Source organism: Aliifodinibius sp. S!AR15-10, from assembly GCF_031569985.1.
Lineage (GTDB): Bacteria > Bacteroidota > Rhodothermia > Balneolales > Balneolaceae > JAMQKA01.
In genome coordinates, this window is the sequence record NZ_JAMQKA010000013.1 from 70,747 (window position 1) to 90,181 (window position 19,435).

The window sequence follows — 19,435 nt, forward strand, 5'->3', positions numbered from 1 at the left end:
CCAAAAAATGAAATTCAAAAGAACACAGTGTTCATTTTTTTTAGCGATGAGATCCGCCTGGAGTCGGACTGAAAACTAAACGAAAAATAATGCCGGCACTGCTGCGCACAAGGTTTACACACCGAAGCTTTACACGAAGGCATGCTTCGTAATACAAGCTGGGATTTATTCCACTTTCCCGAGCATTAGCATTCGGGATAAAAGAACCGCTCAAAACGCGTTAACTGGAACTGATAATAAGCATGATTTCAGTAAGTAATAAAGGGTTAAGCGATGAATGGTAAGGGCACGATGCGTCGTGCCCCAACAAGCTGCAAATTGTCAAACTAAACTTCTCCCTCGAATCGCTAAACTCATTGATATGGAAGTGCTTGACGCAGAGCGTCAATCTGGGATACCGCCGCAGAACGAACGGTACCAAGCAATGTGAGTAAGAATCCCTTCAACACCTCAACATCTCAACAACCTTCAACCCTTTAACCTTCCAACCTTCCAACCTTTGACATTTAACTCAACAGTTAAACGAATGCAATAAGCCTCCACTCAATTACATCAGCACAACTTTTAAAATACCACTACCAAAAACAGTTATCTGTCTCTATAGCCACCCCGATTCCTGAATCTCCCATCCCATAATAAAGAAACCAAGTGTCGTCGAAGTTGACCAGACCTTCCACGAAAACAACATTTGGAATCTGGCCATGACGCTCAAGTTGGGTATCCGGCTGCATAAAGGAAGTGTTACTGCGAGCAATTACTTTAGTGGGATCATTCCTTTCGAATAGAACCTGTCCTGCATTATAGATGAGGTCATCATTGGCGCCGTTGTAAAGCAGTAAAATACCATCTTCGGTCAGTATAGGAGAGGGACCGGGTTCCACCAATCGGCTGTCAAACTTCCCGTTGCGCGGTTTCATGACCGGTTCTTCTATGACATTCCAGTTCAGTAGGTCCGTTGACCAGGCCACCCAGATATTTGTGTCACCAAAATACATCCAGTATTTGCCGTTAATCTGTTCATCTAATATAGCCCCAGACTTTGTCCATCCACGATTGGGAAAAATAAGACCGTGCTTCTTCCAGCTTCTTAGGTCAGTGGAGGTTGCCAGCGCCAGTCGTGCCGTCTCGCCGTCATAAGCGGTATACGTGAGGTAAAAGGTGCTATCAATTTTGGTGATGCGGGGATCTTCAGTACCGCCCGGCAGTTCCCACGATTCAGTAGGCTCCAGGATAGGTTTTTTCTCTCTTGAGAAGTGAATGCCGTCACTGCTGGTGGCCAGCCCAATGCGGGAGGTGCCGTTCCACTTGCCGATACCGGTAGAGTCCTCAGCCCGGTAGAGTAAATACACTTTGTGCCCATCAGTCCATGCGGTGGGGTTGAACACATCTTTGGCTTCCCAGCTGTCTCCCCGGGAAACCAGGATTGGATTGTCTTCATATTTTTGAAAGGGACCAATCTGCCACTGGGCAGTTGCTATAACCGGGAATGTTACCAACGCAAGAAAAATCAGGACAGAGGCAGTGATATTGTTCTTCGTTTGGTAACACATTAAAATATATTGTGGGTTAAACCGACTAGCTTATCTCCAACTTTGACGGGTACGCGTACCCGTTTTTAATAGTTTGAAGTGGCTGAGGCGGGCGGTCACGCTCAATAAAATAGTGCTGAATACCGGCTGTTTCATGAGCAGAAAGAATGCGCTTAAAATCAATCACGCCTTTCCAACATCTTCCAGGCTTCCAAACGCTTTCTGGATGGCTTGTTGGTTTTCAAAGGTGGAAAGTGGATTTTCAAGCACCATCTTTTTTTTCATATCCTTTACATGAACTGTAGGGAACCGGCCGGGATACTCATTGAAGTAATCCACCGGATCGTAGCCGGCCATTTTTATCCAGAAGAGATCCAGTTCCATTGCCACCAAATCCGACTCTGTTGAATCGAGCAGCAGATTATAAGGGATTTCGCCCTCCATTTCCCCGAACTCGAAACTGTGATTGTGGTAAGCAAACTGGAGGCCAGCTTCTTGGCACTTTTCTCCAAATACATTAAACTGGTCGGCCAGCTGCTTATAAGCATCGAGATTTTGACGTTGATCAGCTGTCAGGAAAGGGCATATAAGGTAGTTGATGCCTACCGTATGGGCGGCGTCAATGGCTTCTGGTAGATTATTTTGGAGTGTTCCAAGACTCAATGTGCAGCCGGTGCTGTTAGCCCATATTTGTCAAGGAGGGCACGCATCTGATCAGCATTGTTTCCGTAGAAGCCGGACTTTTTGCCATCAGAATTTGGGCTAAAATAGTAGGGTTCCGCAAATTCCACTTCTTTATAGCCGATCTTAGAAAGAGTCTGAAGAGTACCTTCAAAATCTTCAGTCAGCAATGGAATGATTGATTAAAGCTGTAGACCAATCCGATCGAGCATTTTTATTCGGACGTTTTTTTCTGCATTGGCGCTACCAAATAAACCCGTACCGGCAGCTATAGCACCAGCCCCTGCAAGTCCCAATTGTTTTATGAAGTGCTTTCTATCAATCGATGTCATGGAAACCCAATTTGTTTAAATTTCCCCTTATCCCGAATTATACACTATCAATGGTTAATCATTCCTTTGATTGACCGCTGCTTCTAATCGCTCGAGACGTTGCTCAATTTCCAATAATTTATGGAGAATCAATACATGCGTTTTACCGGCGTCAATGCCTACCGGGCTTTCTTTGCTTTCGATCTGCTTCAGAATCGCTTCATATTTTTCATCCGGAATAGTTAGAGTCATTTTTCCTTTGGGTTGATAGTTAAGATTTTAACTAACTTTTTAGAAAGCGTATTGTTGGGATTTGGCAGCTCATGTAACGAAAAGATCACCTATTTTACATCAAATCCCTGATCCTTCAGGTATGATTTTATCTTGTCAACATGATCCCCCTGTATTTCAATGGTCTTGGCATAGCTGGTACCGCCAGCACCACAATGTTGTTTCAGCTTTTTTTCAAGGTCTTCAATGACCTGGGGATTATGCTGAATATTGGTAATCATGGTTACGGTTTTTCCACGGCGGCCACTGGTATCACGCTTCACTTTTAATGCCATCAGATGCTCCTGCTTCTTCTTTGATTTGCTGTTGCGATTTTTGCCAGGCTTTATACTGTTTCAACTGCTCTACGTAGATATCATAGACGCAACGTTCGCAGCCCGAGCCGCAGCAATCTGTAGGCAGTGGTTTTTCTGGTTCCTTCATAATAGGCCAAAAATATACTTCTGTTCGATTTTTCTCAAAGAATATTAATAGCACTCCCACCGGGTGGCTGGGTTTGCCACCCGGTGGGTCTTGAAGAGATAAATTAGCAGAACAAGCACTGATCAACCCACCCGGTCGCAAAAGCAGCGGCCGGGTGGGGGGAGGGAATTTTTAAAAAAGTTGTTTAGTTATTTGAGTTGGAACTGCCGTGAGTGATTGTTGGCGGAAATCTCCCTTGTTGTTGAACTGGAAATATTGATAGACTAAATCTTTGGCCGGTAAACTTCCATTTCTAAACTCAGCCAAATCAGGAAAAGAAGAAAATCTCCATTCGCGTAGTTGATTCACCAATTTTGCACGCAATGGATTTTGATGGATATAGTGAAGGCATATCAAGGGGTAATTATAGTTTTTTACAGATTTTCCTTTTGATAAACATTTAGCTTTTGTTGATTCCTCGAATAATGACCCAGTGCGATCGAAGCTTCGATTGATAGCTTGTGTATAGGATCGCAGAGTTATTGCAATCCTTTTGTTAAGCTGGCCTTGAGTATATGATTCCTTGATCTTTACAAGGAAATGAAAGTGATTTGGCATGAGGCAGTAAGCAGCGATTTCACAATGTGAAAGCCAGTGTTTCCTAATTTTTTCTAAAAAGAAAATATAGTTTTCATTCTCAAAGAAAATATTGGCTCTATTGTTACCTCGGTTATAAATGTGATACCAATTGTTGGGTAAAAATTCCATTGAAAAGAAATTTAGTTTCTGTTTTAACCAATAGATCGCTTTGAGATGAAATCCTTACAATTTTTTTGAAATCACTCTCCACCGGGTGGCTCGTCCATCGAAGTTTTAACGAGTTGGGCTGAATTGGCCGCCCGGTGTATTTTAGAGGATTAAGAAGTAGAAACAAGCGTTGATCAACCCACCCGGCCGCAAAAGCAGCGAACGGGTAGGGGAGTGGCAAACTTTTAGACTTTGCGTTCCTTCCATTTTCCTCGTTTGAATACGAGGATACCGAGCAGACCAAGCAGTGATTCTGCTACAACAATGGAGTAGAATACGCCCTGTTCCCCGAATCCCAATGTAAGTGCAAACAGGTAGGCCACGGGAATTTCCACCAGCCAGAAACAGATAAAGTTGAGCAGAGTGGGAGTGTCGGTATCACCCGCCCCGTTGAAAGCTTGCGAAATAACCATGCCCCAGGCATAAAAAAGATAGCCAAGGCATATTATCCGCAAACAAAGTGTGCCGATGGATACCACGGGTGGTTCATCTGTAAAAAGACGAATTAACTCCTCAGCCCAGAAAAAGAAAGCGGTACCTACCATAACCAGGAATACCATGTTCACAAGTCCGGTAATCCATACAGAGCGCTCAGCACGGTCCGGTTTTTGCGCCCCAAGGTTTTGTCCTACCAGCGTGGCAGCGGCATTACTCATACCCCAGGAAGGGAGCAGTGAGAAGATAAGAATGCGGATAGCAATAGTATATCCCGCCAACGCTTCAGCCCCAAAGACAGCGATAATACGCACCAGGCCGATCCAGCTGGAGGTGGCTATCAGGTGCTGCCCGATCCCACCCAGCGATAACCGAACCAGCCGCTTCATGATAACTCCCTCCAGTTTCCAGTGCTCAGGCAGAATGTTGATCCTGCTACTGCGCTTTGTGAGAAGATAGAATTGATAGATGACTCCTAGTCCCCGACCAATAGTGGTAGCGATTGCTGCACCCATGATGCCCAGCTCCGGGAAGGGGCCATATCCAAAAATAAGCAACGGATCGAGCACAATATTGATGGCGTTGGCTACCCACAGCACACGCATAGATATGGCCGCATCGCCCGCCCCCCGGAAGATGGCATTGATCACAAAAAGCAGCATGATCACAATATTGCCACCAAGCATGATGGCAGTGTAGCTGTAGAGCTCCTGGATCATCTGCTCATTTGATCCCATCAGGCGGAGTAACTCCGGGGCAAAGAAAATGCCGGCCAGCGAGATCGGGAGGGCTACAATTACCGATACAATGATAGCCTGCACAGCTGATATGGCCGCCCCGTAAGTATTCTTTTCCCCAATACGCCGAGAAACAAGGGCAGTAGTAGACATACTCAGGCCCATTGCAATGGCATAGACAAGCGTCAGCACCGATTCCGTAACCCCCACCGTAGCCACAGCATCGGCACCCAGCTGGGAGACGAAGAAGATATCTGCAATGGCAAAGATCGATTCCATGGCCATCTCCAGCACCATGGGGATGGACAGCAGCAGTATCGCCCGACTCATGCTGCCCTCTGTAAAGTCATATTCCACACCACGAATGGAGCCCAGAATATCTTGCCAGAGCTGACCATACCAAGACCTTGAACCAGACTGCTGTTTTACACTCTCTTCAAACTGTTTACTATCGTTTCCCATCGATATTAATCCCGTAAATAGATATAAATTGAATAGGCTTCTCCGTTTCAGAAGAATGACCCATCCAGACATTAGTAATAATCACACAACAGAAGGGCTTGTCCGTTTGGACAGGTGCAAGATCGCTAAAACATATATAGCGAAAACAAAAACGAACCGACGGGTAGTTAAATTATTTCGTTACCCGATACCGAGAACGGATGATTTTGGGAATGAATGAAGAAAAGAGAGTATCATCTTGTTTAAAAATTTGTGGAAGAGTCCAGGTATCCTTCCGGTCGTTTTGTTTTAAGGTCAAATCCGTGCAGCGAGTAATGCTTCAAATGCCACCAAAAGCGTTGAAAAGAGGATTTGGGCAACGGAAACTTTATGATAGATTGCGCAGCTCGCAGGATTGTTTCATCGGCGCTGTCATATTCCGTGATGTCGACAATCACCAGGCCCTTAAAATCCTGAATCTTCTGCAGAAAATACCGCTCTTGGGGAGTTGCATATTTTACCTTCGAGTGTGTAAACCCGGTGTAAGCTCCGCAAAGTTTGTCACCGTTGGAAAAGTAGAGTACATTTTCCGAGCCCTCAACCTCTTCTAAAAGTTCATCAATGGCCTCAAATGTTTCGTTTTCAACCTTTGAAACAATGTCGTTAAAATTGAAAGTGAGCACTTCTTTGCCACTGGCCCGACCGATCTCATTAAGGGCCTTCTTTTTATTATTCTCATAAGGTCCAATAAAGAGAGCAAGATGGTGTTCTCCACCTGCTTTTGCGCTCTCAATAAAGCTTTGATAATCTGAATCTTTATAGGCTATGCTGGCAAATTTCTTCTCAGTACTCTTAATCTGCATGGATAACAACAGTTGATTTTTAATGGTGAACGGAATATATGAAAAGGTTCGGTATAGATCAGTAATTTGACCGAATTATTCTAACCCGCATTTCTCACAAATATCTTGGTGAGAAATGGACTAACTAAAATCGAGCCAATTTTTATAGTAGTTCTGAGAGGGCTTTTTGATTGCTCACAGTAAGCCCAAGGTCTTTAAGTAAGCCATCTTTCAGGTCATAAATGAGACCGTGAACATTCACCTCCTGATCCTTTTTCCAAGCCTGCTGTACAAAAGGGGAATGGCTGACATTGATAACCTGGGCTTTTACATTCAGCTCACACATGCGGTTGATCTTTTCCTGTTCATCTGAAATCTGTTCCAGTTCCTCCCGGTGCTTGGCTACGTTGTCCTTAATATGGCGAAGCCAGTTGTCAATAAGCCCAAAATTTTGATCTTTGAGCGCTGCCGTTACACCACCACATCCATAGTGGCCTGCAACTATGATATGTTTCACTTTGAGGACCTCAACGGAGTATTGCAGCACGGATTGGCAGTTCAGATCGGAGTGAACCACTACATTGGCCACATTCCGGTGTACAAACAGGCTGCCGGGCTGGAGATCCACAATTTGATTGGCCGGCACCCGGCTGTCGGAGCACCCGATCCACAAAATATCCGGGTTTTGATCCTTGGACAACTCTTTAAAGAAACCGGGATCTTGCTGTTCTACTGCTTCTGCCCACTGGCGGTTGTTTGCAAAAAGATCTTGTATTTCCATGAGATAATTTTAGTCTAAGTGCACATTCATTGCTTAAAATTCAATCGAATATAATGTAAAGAAAATGGGATTGCTAAATCACTTTTTGATGAGGACGGAGAAAAGAAAAGCCCACTTCGAATTACTGAAGCGGGCCTTGAAATAAATTACAGTCTAAAAGTTATCGCACTTTACGCCGTGTACCCGAAATACCGGTATAGGTGGTCGTATTTCCAGAGGGGGTGGTAACGGAGATTTTGATTGTCAGTGACGCCGGATCGTTCGATTCTTCATCGGTATCACGTATTGAGAAGTTGAAGTCTGTCGCTCCCGGACCGGGGAACAGGTGATTACCCAGCGTAAAGCTGTTATCTCCAGTTACCTCGATACCTTCGCCACCTTCAACGCTTATTTGAGTACCCGCTGCCATAGGATTACCGTTTAAATCAGTGACGGTATAGGTAAAGCTCTCTCCTCCATTGGGTGCCAGGTCAAAAGTGGTGGGACTTGCACTTATGGAGGCGGTTTGTGTGGAGAAAACAACATTAATGTCTTTGGAAATTCGATTGTCGTTTTCATCAACAGTGGTTGCTGTAACTGTTGAATAACCAGGTCGCCCGCCACTGCCAGTAATATTATCATTTGGTCTGGGTTCGCCAGAGATAAGGTCTGCCGTAACAATTCCGTCATCATCTGTTGCACCCGAGCCTTGGATAACACCTCCGGTGGTACTAAAGTAGACACTGGTACCGGGCTTAACAGGGTTGGAGAATTTATCACCGACAATAACGGTAACAGAATTTCGATTTCCATTTATATCATACCCTTCAAAGTTGTATTTGTCAGGTGCAATACTGAAATGTTCTTCATCGGGGAAACCACCGTGGATGGCAATGATAACCGGTTTGGACCGAATGGTTAGGCCTACCTCTGGACGTTCAACGAGGGCCTCGATTTTTACCGGACCTGCTGTATTACCGCTGAATAGAGAACTTGTGGCTTGGCCTTGTGCATTGGTTCTGGCAGTTGCCGGAATCAGTTCTTCTCCGCCGCCCGGTCCAGATATAATGTTAAATTGCACATCTACCGCTTTTTGGCTATTCAAAGCTCTTCCCGCTGAATCCTGAACTTGAAAGGTAAAAGCGCTACTCACCTGGTCACCTGTTTCAGCGATGTTAATAGCTTGATTTGAGATGCCGGTCAATACAATCGCTGCAGCTCCTTCCGGTTCACCGCCCACTTGTTCACCGCCGTCACCTCCACCCGGATCTTCTTGAGAGACCAGGTTGATTATCAGATCGGTAACATCGGTTTCGGGAGCTACTTTGAAGTTTGTTGTTTTGGCGTTATATCCCTGCTTTGAGGCCTCAATCGTAACAGAAAAGGAACTGTCAGCCTCAAAAGTGAAGGAGAACTGTCCCAGTGAGTCGGTAGTTATTGCCTGACGAAGTGGTCCAGGAGCTGTAATTTCTACAATGGCATCTTCAATAGGATTGCCCGTGTTATCATTACTGACTTCACCGGAAACTGTTATTGGTTCTACATCCGCATTGGTAGCACCGCATCCTTTTAACGCTACCATTATCCCGATACTAATTATCAAAGAAAAGAGAAGAGACTTAATTTTCATAGCCGTTTGTGAATTAATGAACTTGTTGTACCCAGTTTAACTATAGATGATTCTTATCAATGACAAATTACTTTTCTGGGTGGAAAGAGGAAAATATTAATTTTTTTTAATCTTGATACTATTGTAAAAAAAATATTCAGTGAAAACAATAGTCATTCGTGACAATACCAATTTCAGGTTGCAAATTCCTGTTTGTCTCTATTAGTATTTCCATTTAAAACGTAAATTTTAAAACCAATCTCTGTGGATATAGTTCAAGATATATTGCAACATGTGTCTGCAATTTTTTTTAAAATTGGGTTAGTTGCGAATTATTAGTAACTGATAAATGGACACCTAACTCCTGTTTATATGAGTTTGAAAGAGCAATACGATTGGTTTCTTTCGAAACTCACTATTTTTAAGTGGCTCTCCGAATATTCTTCCGAAACCTTTAAAAAAGATCTGTTTGCCGGCGTAACGGTGGGGGTCATGCTTATACCGCAGGGAATGGCGTATGCGGTTTTGGCAGGAGTGCCAGCCATTTATGGGTTATATGCTTCGTTAGTTCCTCTTCTCATTTATCCACTATTCGGGACTTCCCGTCACCTGGCTGTGGGAGTTGTCGCAATTGATATGCTGGTTGTTGCTGCAGGTGTTGGACTAATCGCTGAACCGGGCACACCACAATACATATCGTTGGTAATTCTGCTCTCTGTTTTTGTAGGGATCACCCAGATTGCGATGTCGGTGGCCCGGTTGGGCTTTATCGTCAATTTGCTCTCGAAGCCGGTGATTATTGGATTTACGACCGCAGCCCCCCTCATCATTTCTTTTAGCCAGCTTGGTAATTTGACCGGGATTGAAATTACACAAAGCCAGTATATATACGATATTGTCATGGAGTTGACTTTCGTGTGGGATGATCTCCACCTGCTTACATTCGGTATCGGAATCGGGGGGATAGTACTGCTGGTATTGTCTCGCAGGATAGCACCATTTGCTCCCGAAGCATTGCTGCTTGTGATCATAAGTTCTGTTTTAGTGTGGGGATTAGGCCTTGCTAAAGAAGGGGTAGAGGTTGTGGGGTATATAGAAAGAGGGCTACCAGCCCCAACAATACCGTCGTTCAGCTTTGAAGAGCTCAGGCGCCTGGTGCCTACAATACTGACATTGGCACTCGTGCAGTTTATGAATGTAGTAACGTTGGGCCGAACATTTGCCACCAAACACAAATATGCCATCAGTCCCAATCGTGAATTGATGGCCCTGGGTACGGCCAACCTGCTTGGTGGCTTTTTCAGAAGTCTGCCGATATCCGGCAGCTTCTCCAGATCAGCCGTCAATGAGCAGGCCGGGGCAAAGACACCTCTCACCAATATATTTGCAGCGATCTCTATTGGCCTGACCTTGTTATTTTTGACCCCGCTTTTCTACTTCGTTCCAATGCCGGCACTTTCTGCGATCATTATTGTTGCTTCGTTGGGACTTATTGAGATTGAGCAGATACGCTACCTGTTCAGGACAAAGGAGCGGGATGGGTATATTGCGCTGTTCACGTTTGTCACCATATTGCTGATAGGTATACAAGAAGGGATACTATTGGGTGTAGGAGCCTCTCTGATCGGCGTATTGGTGCAGGCCAGCCGACCGAATGTTGCAGAACTGGGACATATAACAGGCTCACACTTTTTCCGGGATATCAGTCGCTACCCCGAGGCTGATCGAATCCAGGGACTGCTGGTGCTGCGCGTTGACGCCTCCTTCTCATTCCACAATGCGGAATACTTCAAAGAATATATTATATCAAAAAGTGAAGAGGAAAACCGACGGATTGAGGCCGTTATCATTGAAGGCCGTAGCATTAACGATTTGGATACCACGGCCATTGAAGCCCTGCAGAATGTTGTGGAAAGTTTGCAGGAGATCAATATCGATCTGCACTTTGCTGGCCTCAAGGGTCCCGTACGGGATATTATGCTGCGATCCGGCTTGGCAAGGAGGCTGGGAGGGGCCCATTTCCATATGACGACCCACCAGGCTGTCCAATACATTTTAGAAAAGTGGCAGAAAAAAAATAGCTCAGACCATAGGTTCTCTGATTATATGGACACCGTAGATTGATTGGTCAGTTACCAAGTGCTTTGTGCATTAAATAAATTCTAATGTTATAGTTTTCATTCTTGTACCGGTACTTTTTCTCAGCACGTAATGATGCCTAAAGAATTGTTTTTTATACATTTGCCTATGGGGTGGTCAGGTTGATTTGAACGGGATATAGAAAAGGTGACCGCTCCAAATATTAGAAATCTTTAATCTATGTATTGACTTTTACTGATAAGTCAGCAATCTTTTGTATGCCGATATCACTGTATAGTTAATAAAATCTAACTTGAACTGTACTGTATTTAGGGCTAATGTTTGTGTAGTAATAAAATTTGTAACAGATACAATTTTCACTCTCTTGTAGAGTGTACAACAAACATGGTAGAAATGTCGGTCAACGGCTATTACCAAAAATTGAGTCTACAAACAACCAATAAAAAAAGATAAAATCTAAGGAGATAAAACCATGGGTCAACAACAATTGTTACTCGTAATTCTCGTAACCATTATCGTCGGTATCGCTACGGTAGTGGCAATTAACACATTCTCAAGTGCAGCTGACAGCGCAAACCTTGATGCTGTTCGCCAGGATGTTGCTTCAATCGCTGCCTCAGCACAAGGCTATTATATGAAGCCTGATATGCTGGGTGGTGGAGGACAAGATTTTGATGGTATGACATTTGAAAATATAGCTTTTGGTGGTACTATCAGTTCTAGTGGCATGATAGCATGGAATGAAAATGGAACTTATGTCCTAAGCGACGATGGTTCTGCAACAGGTATCACAATCACTGCCCACCCAGCTAGTGACGATAACTACGATGCTTCTGATCCTGAAAATGCAACTGCTACTAACAGTCTTTCGGCAGAAATTCAACCAGATGGTCTGAGCTGGGGATCATAAATAATCAAAACTTTTAATCTGTTCTGCAAAGCCTTCTCTCCTGCTTTATAGGGGAGGAGGCTTTTTTATATGATTGGATCATAATGCTAAAAACCCAAATTAAATTTAGAAATATTCCCCTATACCTAATTGGGGCTTTTGTATTTCTCGCATTATTTATTCCGATAGCTGGTATTGGAATGTATGACTCTAAAAGAATTTTTGAGTTATGCTTATTTGTAGGCTTATCTATATTGTTTTTGTGTCTTACCTTTCAATTAAAAAATGAAAAGGAAGACTTATATATATCTCATTTATGTGCTACATCATTATGTGTCTTCACATCATTTGGAATTATCTCAGCTTATCTATCGAAATTTCCAAGATATGGGTTTATTGAAGCATTTCTATTTAGCATAGTTATTTTAACAATTATTTTAATTTCAAAAAGAGATGTATTTGGACATTATAGGCTTGGTGTATTTGTTCAATCATTGGCTGTTATTTTCTCAACTGTATATTTGATCTATTTTTTTGGCAATTACATAGCAGCCCATTTGAATCCATTGGTTCCTATGTGGCCCGATAGACTGTCCGTATCATTGCATATTGGAGATAATGTTTATAACGGTAAAGAGGTCCTTAATTTTGTTCACAAACGTTTTTTCAATCATATCCAGACATGGACACTGCCACTACTTATTTCCCTAGCACTTTTTTTTAAGACGAAAAAAATTTATAGAAATCTACTGTTCATTTTAATTGCTTGTTGGTGGAGTTTGGTTTTTGCCTCTGGTGCACGAGGAACTCTGGTAGCACTGATTATTTCCGGTTTCTTTTTATTTATACTATTTAGGAAAAAAAGCTACCGGTTTTTGGGCATTGCTGTATGTACTGCAATTGCCGGCTTTGTTATTTACTACTTACTTTTTCAAATATTCGTACCCAGCAAATCATTACCAGTCGCACGAATGACCGACAGTGGACGTTTGGGAATGTGGGTAAGAGCTCTGGAGATGTGGTTTGCAAGTCCACTTATGGGAGCTGGCCCTATGCACTATGCTGTTCTACAAGAAGTGCCTTATTTTGCCCATCCTCATAATTTTTACTTGCAATTACTATCAGAGTGGGGAGGGGTAGCTTTCTTGGGCTTCTTAGCTTTACTGATATTGTATGTGGTTTTTATAAAAAAGAGATTTCTAAACAGTAATTTTGTATTCAATAACCTTACTTATCGTAATTCTACCGTATATATGGGGTTTTTCGGGTCCGCCATGGCTGGATTTTTGCATGCTGGCGTTAGTGGAGTTTTCCACACTCCTGTAAGCCAGATCTGGGCGATAATTATTATTTCTTGGCTTATCAGTTTATGGAATCGAAAAAATGATAACAGTAAAATAATTTCAGTTAAGAGAAAGCATTTATCAGTAGTCTATTTATGTTTAATTATTGGATTATGCATATTGGTTAAACCTGATATACCTAGGCTTGATAAGACTCATGAGCTCTATAGAAAGCAATTTGATAAACCCAAAGTACACCCTCGTTTTTGGGAGCAGGGTTTGATATATGAGGATGCCGTGAATGTGGATAATTGAAGACCTTATTTTAAGCGTAGAATTAGAATTCCTTCATGTATTATGATTGAATCAAGAAATTAAATATTCTACTATATACTAATTCATATGGAAAGTTATGGGGCAACAACAAATATTCATCATCATATTAGTTACTGTAATTGTAGCAATTGCTTCTATTATTGCGATTGATACTATGCAGGAGAGCAACGAAAGTGCTAACCTTGATGCTGTTCAGCAAGATATGATTCTTATCCTAAATGAAGCGCAGGCTTATTATTTCAGGCATGAGATGATGCAGGGCGGTGGCCGGAGCTTTGATGACATTGATATGACGGATATCAGCATTGGAGATTCAACGGCTAACGGCACCTATTCCTTGACCGGTAGCGGAAACTCCCTGGAGGTGAAGGGAGAGGGACGGTATGAAGACGCAACTCTTATTGCGACGGCAGAATTTAAAAACGACCAACTACAAGTTGATTGGGATTATTAATGTTGAACGGCATTTTCGCTTTTTATTTGTAACAACGGCTTATTATTTGCATCATGTTGCTTAAAGCAGTTGGCTAAATTACGGCTGATTCAAAAGATAAAATACTACAGACAGATGGCACAGTTTAGATTAAAGGCAACCTCGGCCCAGGGCAAGATGATAAAAACAGAATTTGAGGCTGATTCCAAGAAGGATGCCGAGAAGAAAGTTGAAAAGATCTCCCGTAAAAATGGCTTGAAAGTTCATTCTATTGATAAAAAAGAGACCTATGTATACAAGGTCAAAAAAGGCGCTAAGAATGAAGTAAAGGGCGAACAAGAGGCCTACAGTAAAGAAGAGCTCGAAAAAGCGCTGGTCAAGCTGGGGTATAAAGTCATCAGTATCAATAAAAAATGGTTTGATTGGAAGGGTGGTGTTCCCAACAAGGAGGTTGTTACGTTTATTCGCCTTTCGGCCGACCTTCTGAAGCAGCAGCTCAGCTTTGATGAGATTTTGACGCTCCTTTACGAAGATACGCAAAACAAGCGGATGAAAGAGGTCATCAAGCAGATTCAAAAAGATCTGAAGGATGGTAAAGAGGGATCCGAAGTCTATGGCAAGCATGAAGATGTCTTTGGCAAGTTTGCCGCTTACATGCTCAGCGTTGCTTCCACCAGTGGTAACATGGCCGAAGTGTTTGAGAGCACGGCTAAATTCATGGAGCGGGATGCCGAGTTTAAGAAAAATCTGCGCCGTTCGCTGATGATGCCTACCATTACGGTAATTGCAGTTATTGGAGTTGTGCTTTTCTATGTCGGGTATATATTCCCCGAGATGGCAGGTGTATTTGTGGATATGGATATCAACCTTGAGCAGCAAGCCCCGATGACGGCTGCCACATTAGATTGGAGTGCCTGGCTCCAGACAAATTGGCTATACCTTACGTTGGGGACGATTCTTCCCATAGTTGGATTTATATATTATATAAAGACTCCAAAAGGGAAGCTTATGTTGGATAAGCATATCCACAAACTACCTGTCATGGGTGATTTGATGCACAAGACGAGTATCGAGATTTTTTCCCGTGTATTCTATACCCTTTACAGTGGATCCGGGCAAAATATTGAGGTAATCAAGGTGGCGGCAGAAGCATGCAGAAATAAATACATGGAGAAACAGATCAAAGAAGTTGCCATCAAAATGATGCTGAAAGAGGGAGCCGGGTTGATAGAATCACTCAAAGCAACCGGTGTGTTTACGAATACGGCTATCAGCCGGTTTAAGCTGGGGGCGGAATCGGGTGCTCTTCGTGAGAACGCGCAACAGCTGGCTGAATATTATGAAATACAGACCACGTATAAGATGGAATCTGTGATTGACCTGATCAGTCTTTTTGTGAACCTGTTTATTTGTATTGCTCTTGTTGCGATTACTGTCGTTTCATCTGAATCGGCACTGATTAAGCCACAGTCAGGAATGTAACTCGAGGAATTACAATTATCCATGCACCGAATAACAATTGAGAGTTATAAAACGGATTAGTTCTACACTCACTGAGATTGTTGAGTATTACGAATAGTTGTTGTTTGAGCTTGATAAATGAAAAACTATGGGCAAGGTCAATACCCGCAGACATATAGGCAATATTCTCCTGAACCGGGGAGTGATTAGCGAGGAGCAGTTAAGCACCGCTAACTCTATTCTCGAGGAGGAGCCGGAATCCACGAACCGCCGGTTAGGGCAGATTCTATACCAGGATTTGGGCTTGGACCGGCATGCCGTCATGAAAGAGATTGCCAATATCTATGCCTTTGACGAGGTTTTTGAAGGAGTGGATAAAATTGATGGCAGTGTAATCGAGGAGATCCAAAAAAATATTGAGGACCTTCCCCAGGAAATCATTGACGAGCTTGTACACCAAAAGGCGGTGCCACTGCAGAAGAGTCAAAATGAGCTGACGATTGCCGCCGCCGATCCCTCTGATCCGACGCTTTCAACAATCATTTCCCGGCTTAATTTCAAGCATTTCGAAATTTTTTATTGCCGGTACGAGCTTGTCGAGCAGATTTTGACGGAGGTCTATGAACAGAAAAATGAGTTCCTGGACCTGCTGGAAGAGATTGACTACGAGGAGCCTGACCTGCAGGAGTCGGAAGACCAGATTGACGAAGAGGAGATCGACGCCGAGATCAACCAGAGTATGCTCAACTCCCTTGTGGAGGGTATGCTCGTTGAGGCAGTGCGTCAGGGGGTTAGTGATATTCACATTATTCCAACGGGAAAGACCACGACGGATATCCGTTTTCGTATTGACGGTAAACTACAGATGTGGTATGAGCAAAAGAATGTAAAACCGGAAGCGATATCGGCCGTTGTTAAGGATAAAACCCGTAATGTAGACCGTTTTGAACGCGATGCTTCCCAAGACGGCTTTATTCAGCGAGCGGTAGATAACCACAGCATCCGCTATCGGGTTTCCATTATGCCGATGGTAGGGGAACAGTTTGACCGCAAGTTTGAATCGATCGTTATTCGAATCCTGGATGATCGCAAGGTGATAACCGACCTTGGAAAATTGGGCCTCCAGACCAAGGCGAAAGAAGATTTTGTAAAAGCTATTGAGAAGCCCTCTGGTATTGTGATCGTAACAGGGCCCACCGGTAGTGGTAAATCGACGACGCTGGTTGCCGCCCTCTATTACGTGATTGAACCCACGGTGAATGTGCTGACAGTAGAGGATCCCGTGGAGTATCTTATTGAGGGGGCCCGTCAGCTCAAGCTCAGCAACCACATGACGTTTGACCAGGCCATGCGCGGGATTTTGCGGCACGATCCGGATATTGTGCTGGTAGGTGAGATCCGGGACCTGAAAACGGCTGAAATTGCGATTAAACTTGCGAATACCGGTCACCTGACCTTTTCTACACTTCACACGAATGATGCTCCCAGTGCCATATCGCGATTATACAAAATGGGTGTGGAACCGTTCCTGATCTCAAGTGCGGTAAATTTGATTATGGCACAGCGATTGGTTCGGAGGCTCTGCAGTAATTGTAAGGAGGCCTACGAGCCCCATCCAGAGACGGCCAAGGGTATTGGGTTTACAGAAAAAGAGGTTGAGGAAACCACCTTTTACCGGGCGGTGGGGTGCGAAAAGTGCAACGGCATCGGGTTCAAGGGACGGGCGGCAATTATGGAGGCGCTGTATTTCGACAAGCAGATCCGAAAGATGATCCTTGAATCGGGCAGTGAAATTGATGAGCTGGGAATCAAAGAATATGCTATGAGTCAGGGTATGTTGAGTCTGCGGGGATCTGGACGTGAACGTATTAAGTCTGGCATCACAACCATTGAAGAAATTGTAGCAATCACGATAGAAGATTAAATAGGCTGAACATTATATTACGTTAATTAAATTCAATTTAATTGACATATTTACACTGAATAGTTTAACTGTTAAAATAAAATGTATATATCTATAGATGTCCATCCTGTACGGTAATTAAGGCATCAACTTAAGGAGATAGTATTATGATCGATGATGGTCAAACTGAACGAGATGTAACTCCCGATTATATCCGGAGGTTTTTAAAGGAGCCTCCATTACTTTTGAGAAATTTCCACTATGAGGATATCATGGAATTCCTCAACCTTGGGGTTGAAGAACGGTTTATGCAGGATGATGTTATTATCAATGAATCAGAGTATGTAAATTCGGCTTTCCTTATTGCGGAAGGCAAAGTTTCAATTTGGAAAGATAATATCCAGTTGGCTGTACTTTCAGAAGGCAATTTTTTGGGTGAAACGTTCTTATTCAGCAAAAACAATCGGATGGCAAAAGTAGTATCTGAAGGGGAAAGTCTGCTTCTTCAATTCAAGCGGTATGACGCGTTGAATTTCTTTCGCAAGAAGCCGGAAAAACTTTTTAATATTTTCACCCGCAATATTATTGAAATTCAGCAGCAAAAGATCAGTAATATGAATGTTCAGTTATTAAAGCTTAAAAAGCGATTATTGAATGATACTGGCTGGTAATGGGCGCGATGAACACTGAATAACCCCACCTGTCAAAGAACCGATGTGAGTAAAGATTGATAAATAAAGTTAAGATTTTTTAATATTAGTCTTTTTTTCTATAATGGGTCAGACCCGTTTGCAAAATATCAGTTCATAGTATTCTAAATATTCTTATAATACTACATACTCGAATAAATTAATATCATTGATTGTCTCTTACCATGTGGAATAAAATTGAAGAGATCTAGTAAGGGATAATAAACTATACTTCAAATTCTATGGAACAGGCTGTAGGTACAAATCGACTGAAAGAACTGGCTGCGCCGATGGCAAACCAGATGTCAAAAACGGCCAAAGGGTTGGAAAGGCATAAAGAGATTGGGCGAATTATAGAAAACCAGTCGGATGAGGTCCGGATAACGCTGACAAATATTCTGGATGATTTTTTGATGGAGATGAATGACAACGAGGCCTCAGATATTGATATTGGTGGACCGGGATGCGGTGGTAAAGTTTGGTACAGAATTCACGGGGACAAATCACCCTCACAGAAGGTTGACTACGAACTTAGCTTGGTAGAAACTGACTTCCTGCTGCATAATGCCATTATGCCAACTCAGCGTCAGCACCTGTTGGATAACAAAAATCTTGACTTCTCTTATTCCATTGAGCTTGGAGAAGAAAGCCAGCGGTTCCGTGCCGATATGTATTTTGACCTGGAGCACCTGGCATTGAACATGCGGAAGATAGAGAATGAAATCCGGCCTTTTCGGGGACTGAACCTGCACCCGGAGATTGCCAAAGCCCTCAGTCTTAAATATTACAAGTACGGGCTTACCCTCATCACCGGGATTACAGGATCGGGGAAATCATCTACGCTCGACACCATTATCGATGCCAACAACAGAAGCATCGACTCCCACATAGTAATTATTGCATCCCCGGTAGAGCTGATTCATGACCCGATACGATCAGTGGTACGACACCGTGAAGTTGGTCGTGATGTGGCTTCTTTCAAGGAGGGCGCCGTTCAGGCTTTGCGACAGGACCCCGACATTATTGTTGTTGGGGAGCTCAGAGACCCGGAAACTATAATGACGACGTTGGAGATTACCGATTCGGGTCACAAAACCTTTGGTACGCTCCACACTTCCTCTGCCATGGAAAGTATTGAGCGAATTTTGGGTGAGGTGCCGCCCGATGAGCAGAACCGGGTGCGAACAAGACTGGCAGACGTGTTAACCTGCGTCATTAGCCAGAAACTGGTCCCAAGTCTCGATGGTAAGCGAGTTCTCGCCAAAGAAGTTTTGCTGGTCAACAGTTCCGTAAAGGCAGCCATCCGAAACAACAATGTGAATGAGATTTATCAAATGCTGATGGAAGGTGGAGAAAAGGGGATGAACACCATGGAACAAGATCTCAAACGGCTTTATGATGAGGGTAAAATTTCCAGGGAAGAGGCGATAAATAATGCCAATAACAAAAAGCGTGTAATGCAGCTTCTCACTGGAAATGATCTCTAAAATTGAATA

General features: G+C 43.3%; 20 protein-coding genes. 8 read left to right on the forward strand and 12 right to left on the reverse strand.

Translation table 11 applies throughout. The features are described from left to right. Positions 1–575: 575 nt before the first annotated feature. The 12 genes from NC796_RS10685 to NC796_RS10740 all read right to left on the reverse strand — a co-directional run bounded on the left by NC796_RS10685 (position 576) and on the right by NC796_RS10740 (position 8,818). Positions 576–1,550, reverse strand: a complete 975-nt coding sequence (locus tag NC796_RS10685; RefSeq protein WP_310684389.1) for a glycoside hydrolase family 130 protein — start codon at positions 1,548–1,550, stop codon at positions 576–578. 162 nt (positions 1,551–1,712) lie between these two features. Beyond that, positions 1,713–2,192, reverse strand: a complete 480-nt coding sequence (locus tag NC796_RS10690) for a TIM barrel protein (protein ID WP_310684390.1) — start codon at positions 2,190–2,192, stop codon at positions 1,713–1,715. Beyond that, complete coding sequence (locus NC796_RS10695; protein WP_310684391.1) at positions 2,189–2,380, reverse strand: hypothetical protein; 192 nt, start codon at positions 2,378–2,380, stop codon at positions 2,189–2,191. Before NC796_RS10695 ends, NC796_RS10690 begins: the two co-directional genes overlap by 4 nt. 12 nt (positions 2,381–2,392) lie before the next feature. Next, positions 2,393–2,542, reverse strand: a complete 150-nt coding sequence (locus tag NC796_RS10700; protein WP_310684392.1) for a hypothetical protein — start codon at positions 2,540–2,542, stop codon at positions 2,393–2,395. A gap of 54 nt (positions 2,543–2,596) precedes the next feature. Beyond that, positions 2,597–2,773 (reverse strand): hypothetical protein, encoded by a 177-nt coding sequence (locus NC796_RS10705; RefSeq protein ID WP_310684393.1) that lies wholly within the window; start codon positions 2,771–2,773, stop codon positions 2,597–2,599. An 89-nt stretch (positions 2,774–2,862) separates the two neighbouring features. Further along, positions 2,863–3,087 carry a translation initiation factor gene (locus NC796_RS10710; protein ID WP_310684394.1) on the reverse strand — a complete coding sequence of 75 codons (225 nt, stop codon included), beginning with the start codon at positions 3,085–3,087 and terminating at the stop codon, positions 2,863–2,865. Then, entirely contained in the window at positions 3,065–3,235 is a 171-nt protein-coding gene (locus tag NC796_RS10715; protein WP_310684395.1) for an oxidoreductase-like domain-containing protein, read from the reverse strand. The genes NC796_RS10710 and NC796_RS10715 overlap by 23 nt, the downstream gene beginning before the upstream one ends. A gap of 171 nt (positions 3,236–3,406) precedes the next feature. Then, positions 3,407–3,982 carry a transposase gene (locus tag NC796_RS10720; RefSeq protein WP_310684396.1) on the reverse strand — a complete coding sequence of 192 codons (576 nt, stop codon included), beginning with the start codon at positions 3,980–3,982 and terminating at the stop codon, positions 3,407–3,409. 224 nt (positions 3,983–4,206) lie between these two features. Then, a complete protein-coding gene (locus NC796_RS10725; RefSeq protein ID WP_310684397.1) occupies positions 4,207–5,655 on the reverse strand; it encodes an MATE family efflux transporter in 1,449 nt (482 codons plus the stop codon). Between the two features lie 242 nt (positions 5,656–5,897). Next, positions 5,898–6,497, reverse strand: coding sequence for a hypothetical protein (locus NC796_RS10730; RefSeq protein ID WP_310684398.1), 600 nt, complete (start codon positions 6,495–6,497; stop codon positions 5,898–5,900). A gap of 142 nt (positions 6,498–6,639) precedes the next feature. After that, positions 6,640–7,257, reverse strand: a complete 618-nt coding sequence (gene can / locus NC796_RS10735) for a carbonate dehydratase (protein ID WP_310684399.1) — start codon at positions 7,255–7,257, stop codon at positions 6,640–6,642. A gap of 160 nt (positions 7,258–7,417) precedes the next feature. Beyond that, positions 7,418–8,818 (reverse strand): carboxypeptidase regulatory-like domain-containing protein, encoded by a 1,401-nt coding sequence (locus NC796_RS10740; RefSeq protein WP_310684400.1) that lies wholly within the window; start codon positions 8,816–8,818, stop codon positions 7,418–7,420. A 399-nt stretch (positions 8,819–9,217) separates the two neighbouring features. Here NC796_RS10740 and NC796_RS10745 point away from each other — a divergent pair, with 399 nt between their 5' ends. From NC796_RS10745 to NC796_RS10780, 8 genes are all read left to right on the forward strand, one after another. Continuing rightward, entirely contained in the window at positions 9,218–10,969 is a 1,752-nt protein-coding gene (locus tag NC796_RS10745) for a sulfate permease (protein WP_310684401.1), read from the forward strand. A 448-nt stretch (positions 10,970–11,417) separates the two neighbouring features. Then, positions 11,418–11,855, forward strand: coding sequence for a hypothetical protein (locus NC796_RS10750; protein WP_310684402.1), 438 nt, complete (start codon positions 11,418–11,420; stop codon positions 11,853–11,855). A gap of 83 nt (positions 11,856–11,938) precedes the next feature. Then, on the forward strand, positions 11,939–13,432 hold the full coding sequence (locus NC796_RS10755) for an O-antigen ligase family protein (protein ID WP_310684403.1): 1,494 nt from the start codon (positions 11,939–11,941) through the stop codon (positions 13,430–13,432). 97 nt (positions 13,433–13,529) lie between these two features. After that, positions 13,530–13,907 (forward strand): hypothetical protein, encoded by a 378-nt coding sequence (locus NC796_RS10760; RefSeq protein ID WP_310684404.1) that lies wholly within the window; start codon positions 13,530–13,532, stop codon positions 13,905–13,907. A gap of 114 nt (positions 13,908–14,021) precedes the next feature. Next, complete coding sequence (locus NC796_RS10765; protein ID WP_310684405.1) at positions 14,022–15,368, forward strand: type II secretion system F family protein; 1,347 nt, start codon at positions 14,022–14,024, stop codon at positions 15,366–15,368. 127 nt (positions 15,369–15,495) lie between these two features. Continuing rightward, positions 15,496–17,271 (forward strand): ATPase, T2SS/T4P/T4SS family, encoded by a 1,776-nt coding sequence (locus NC796_RS10770; RefSeq protein WP_310684406.1) that lies wholly within the window; start codon positions 15,496–15,498, stop codon positions 17,269–17,271. 146 nt (positions 17,272–17,417) lie between these two features. Next, positions 17,418–17,921, forward strand: a complete 504-nt coding sequence (locus NC796_RS10775; RefSeq protein WP_310684407.1) for a cyclic nucleotide-binding domain-containing protein — start codon at positions 17,418–17,420, stop codon at positions 17,919–17,921. Positions 17,922–18,181: 260 nt separating this feature from the next. After that, positions 18,182–19,426, forward strand: coding sequence for an ATPase, T2SS/T4P/T4SS family (locus tag NC796_RS10780; protein WP_310684408.1), 1,245 nt, complete (start codon positions 18,182–18,184; stop codon positions 19,424–19,426). The last annotated feature ends 9 nt before the right edge of the window (positions 19,427–19,435 follow it).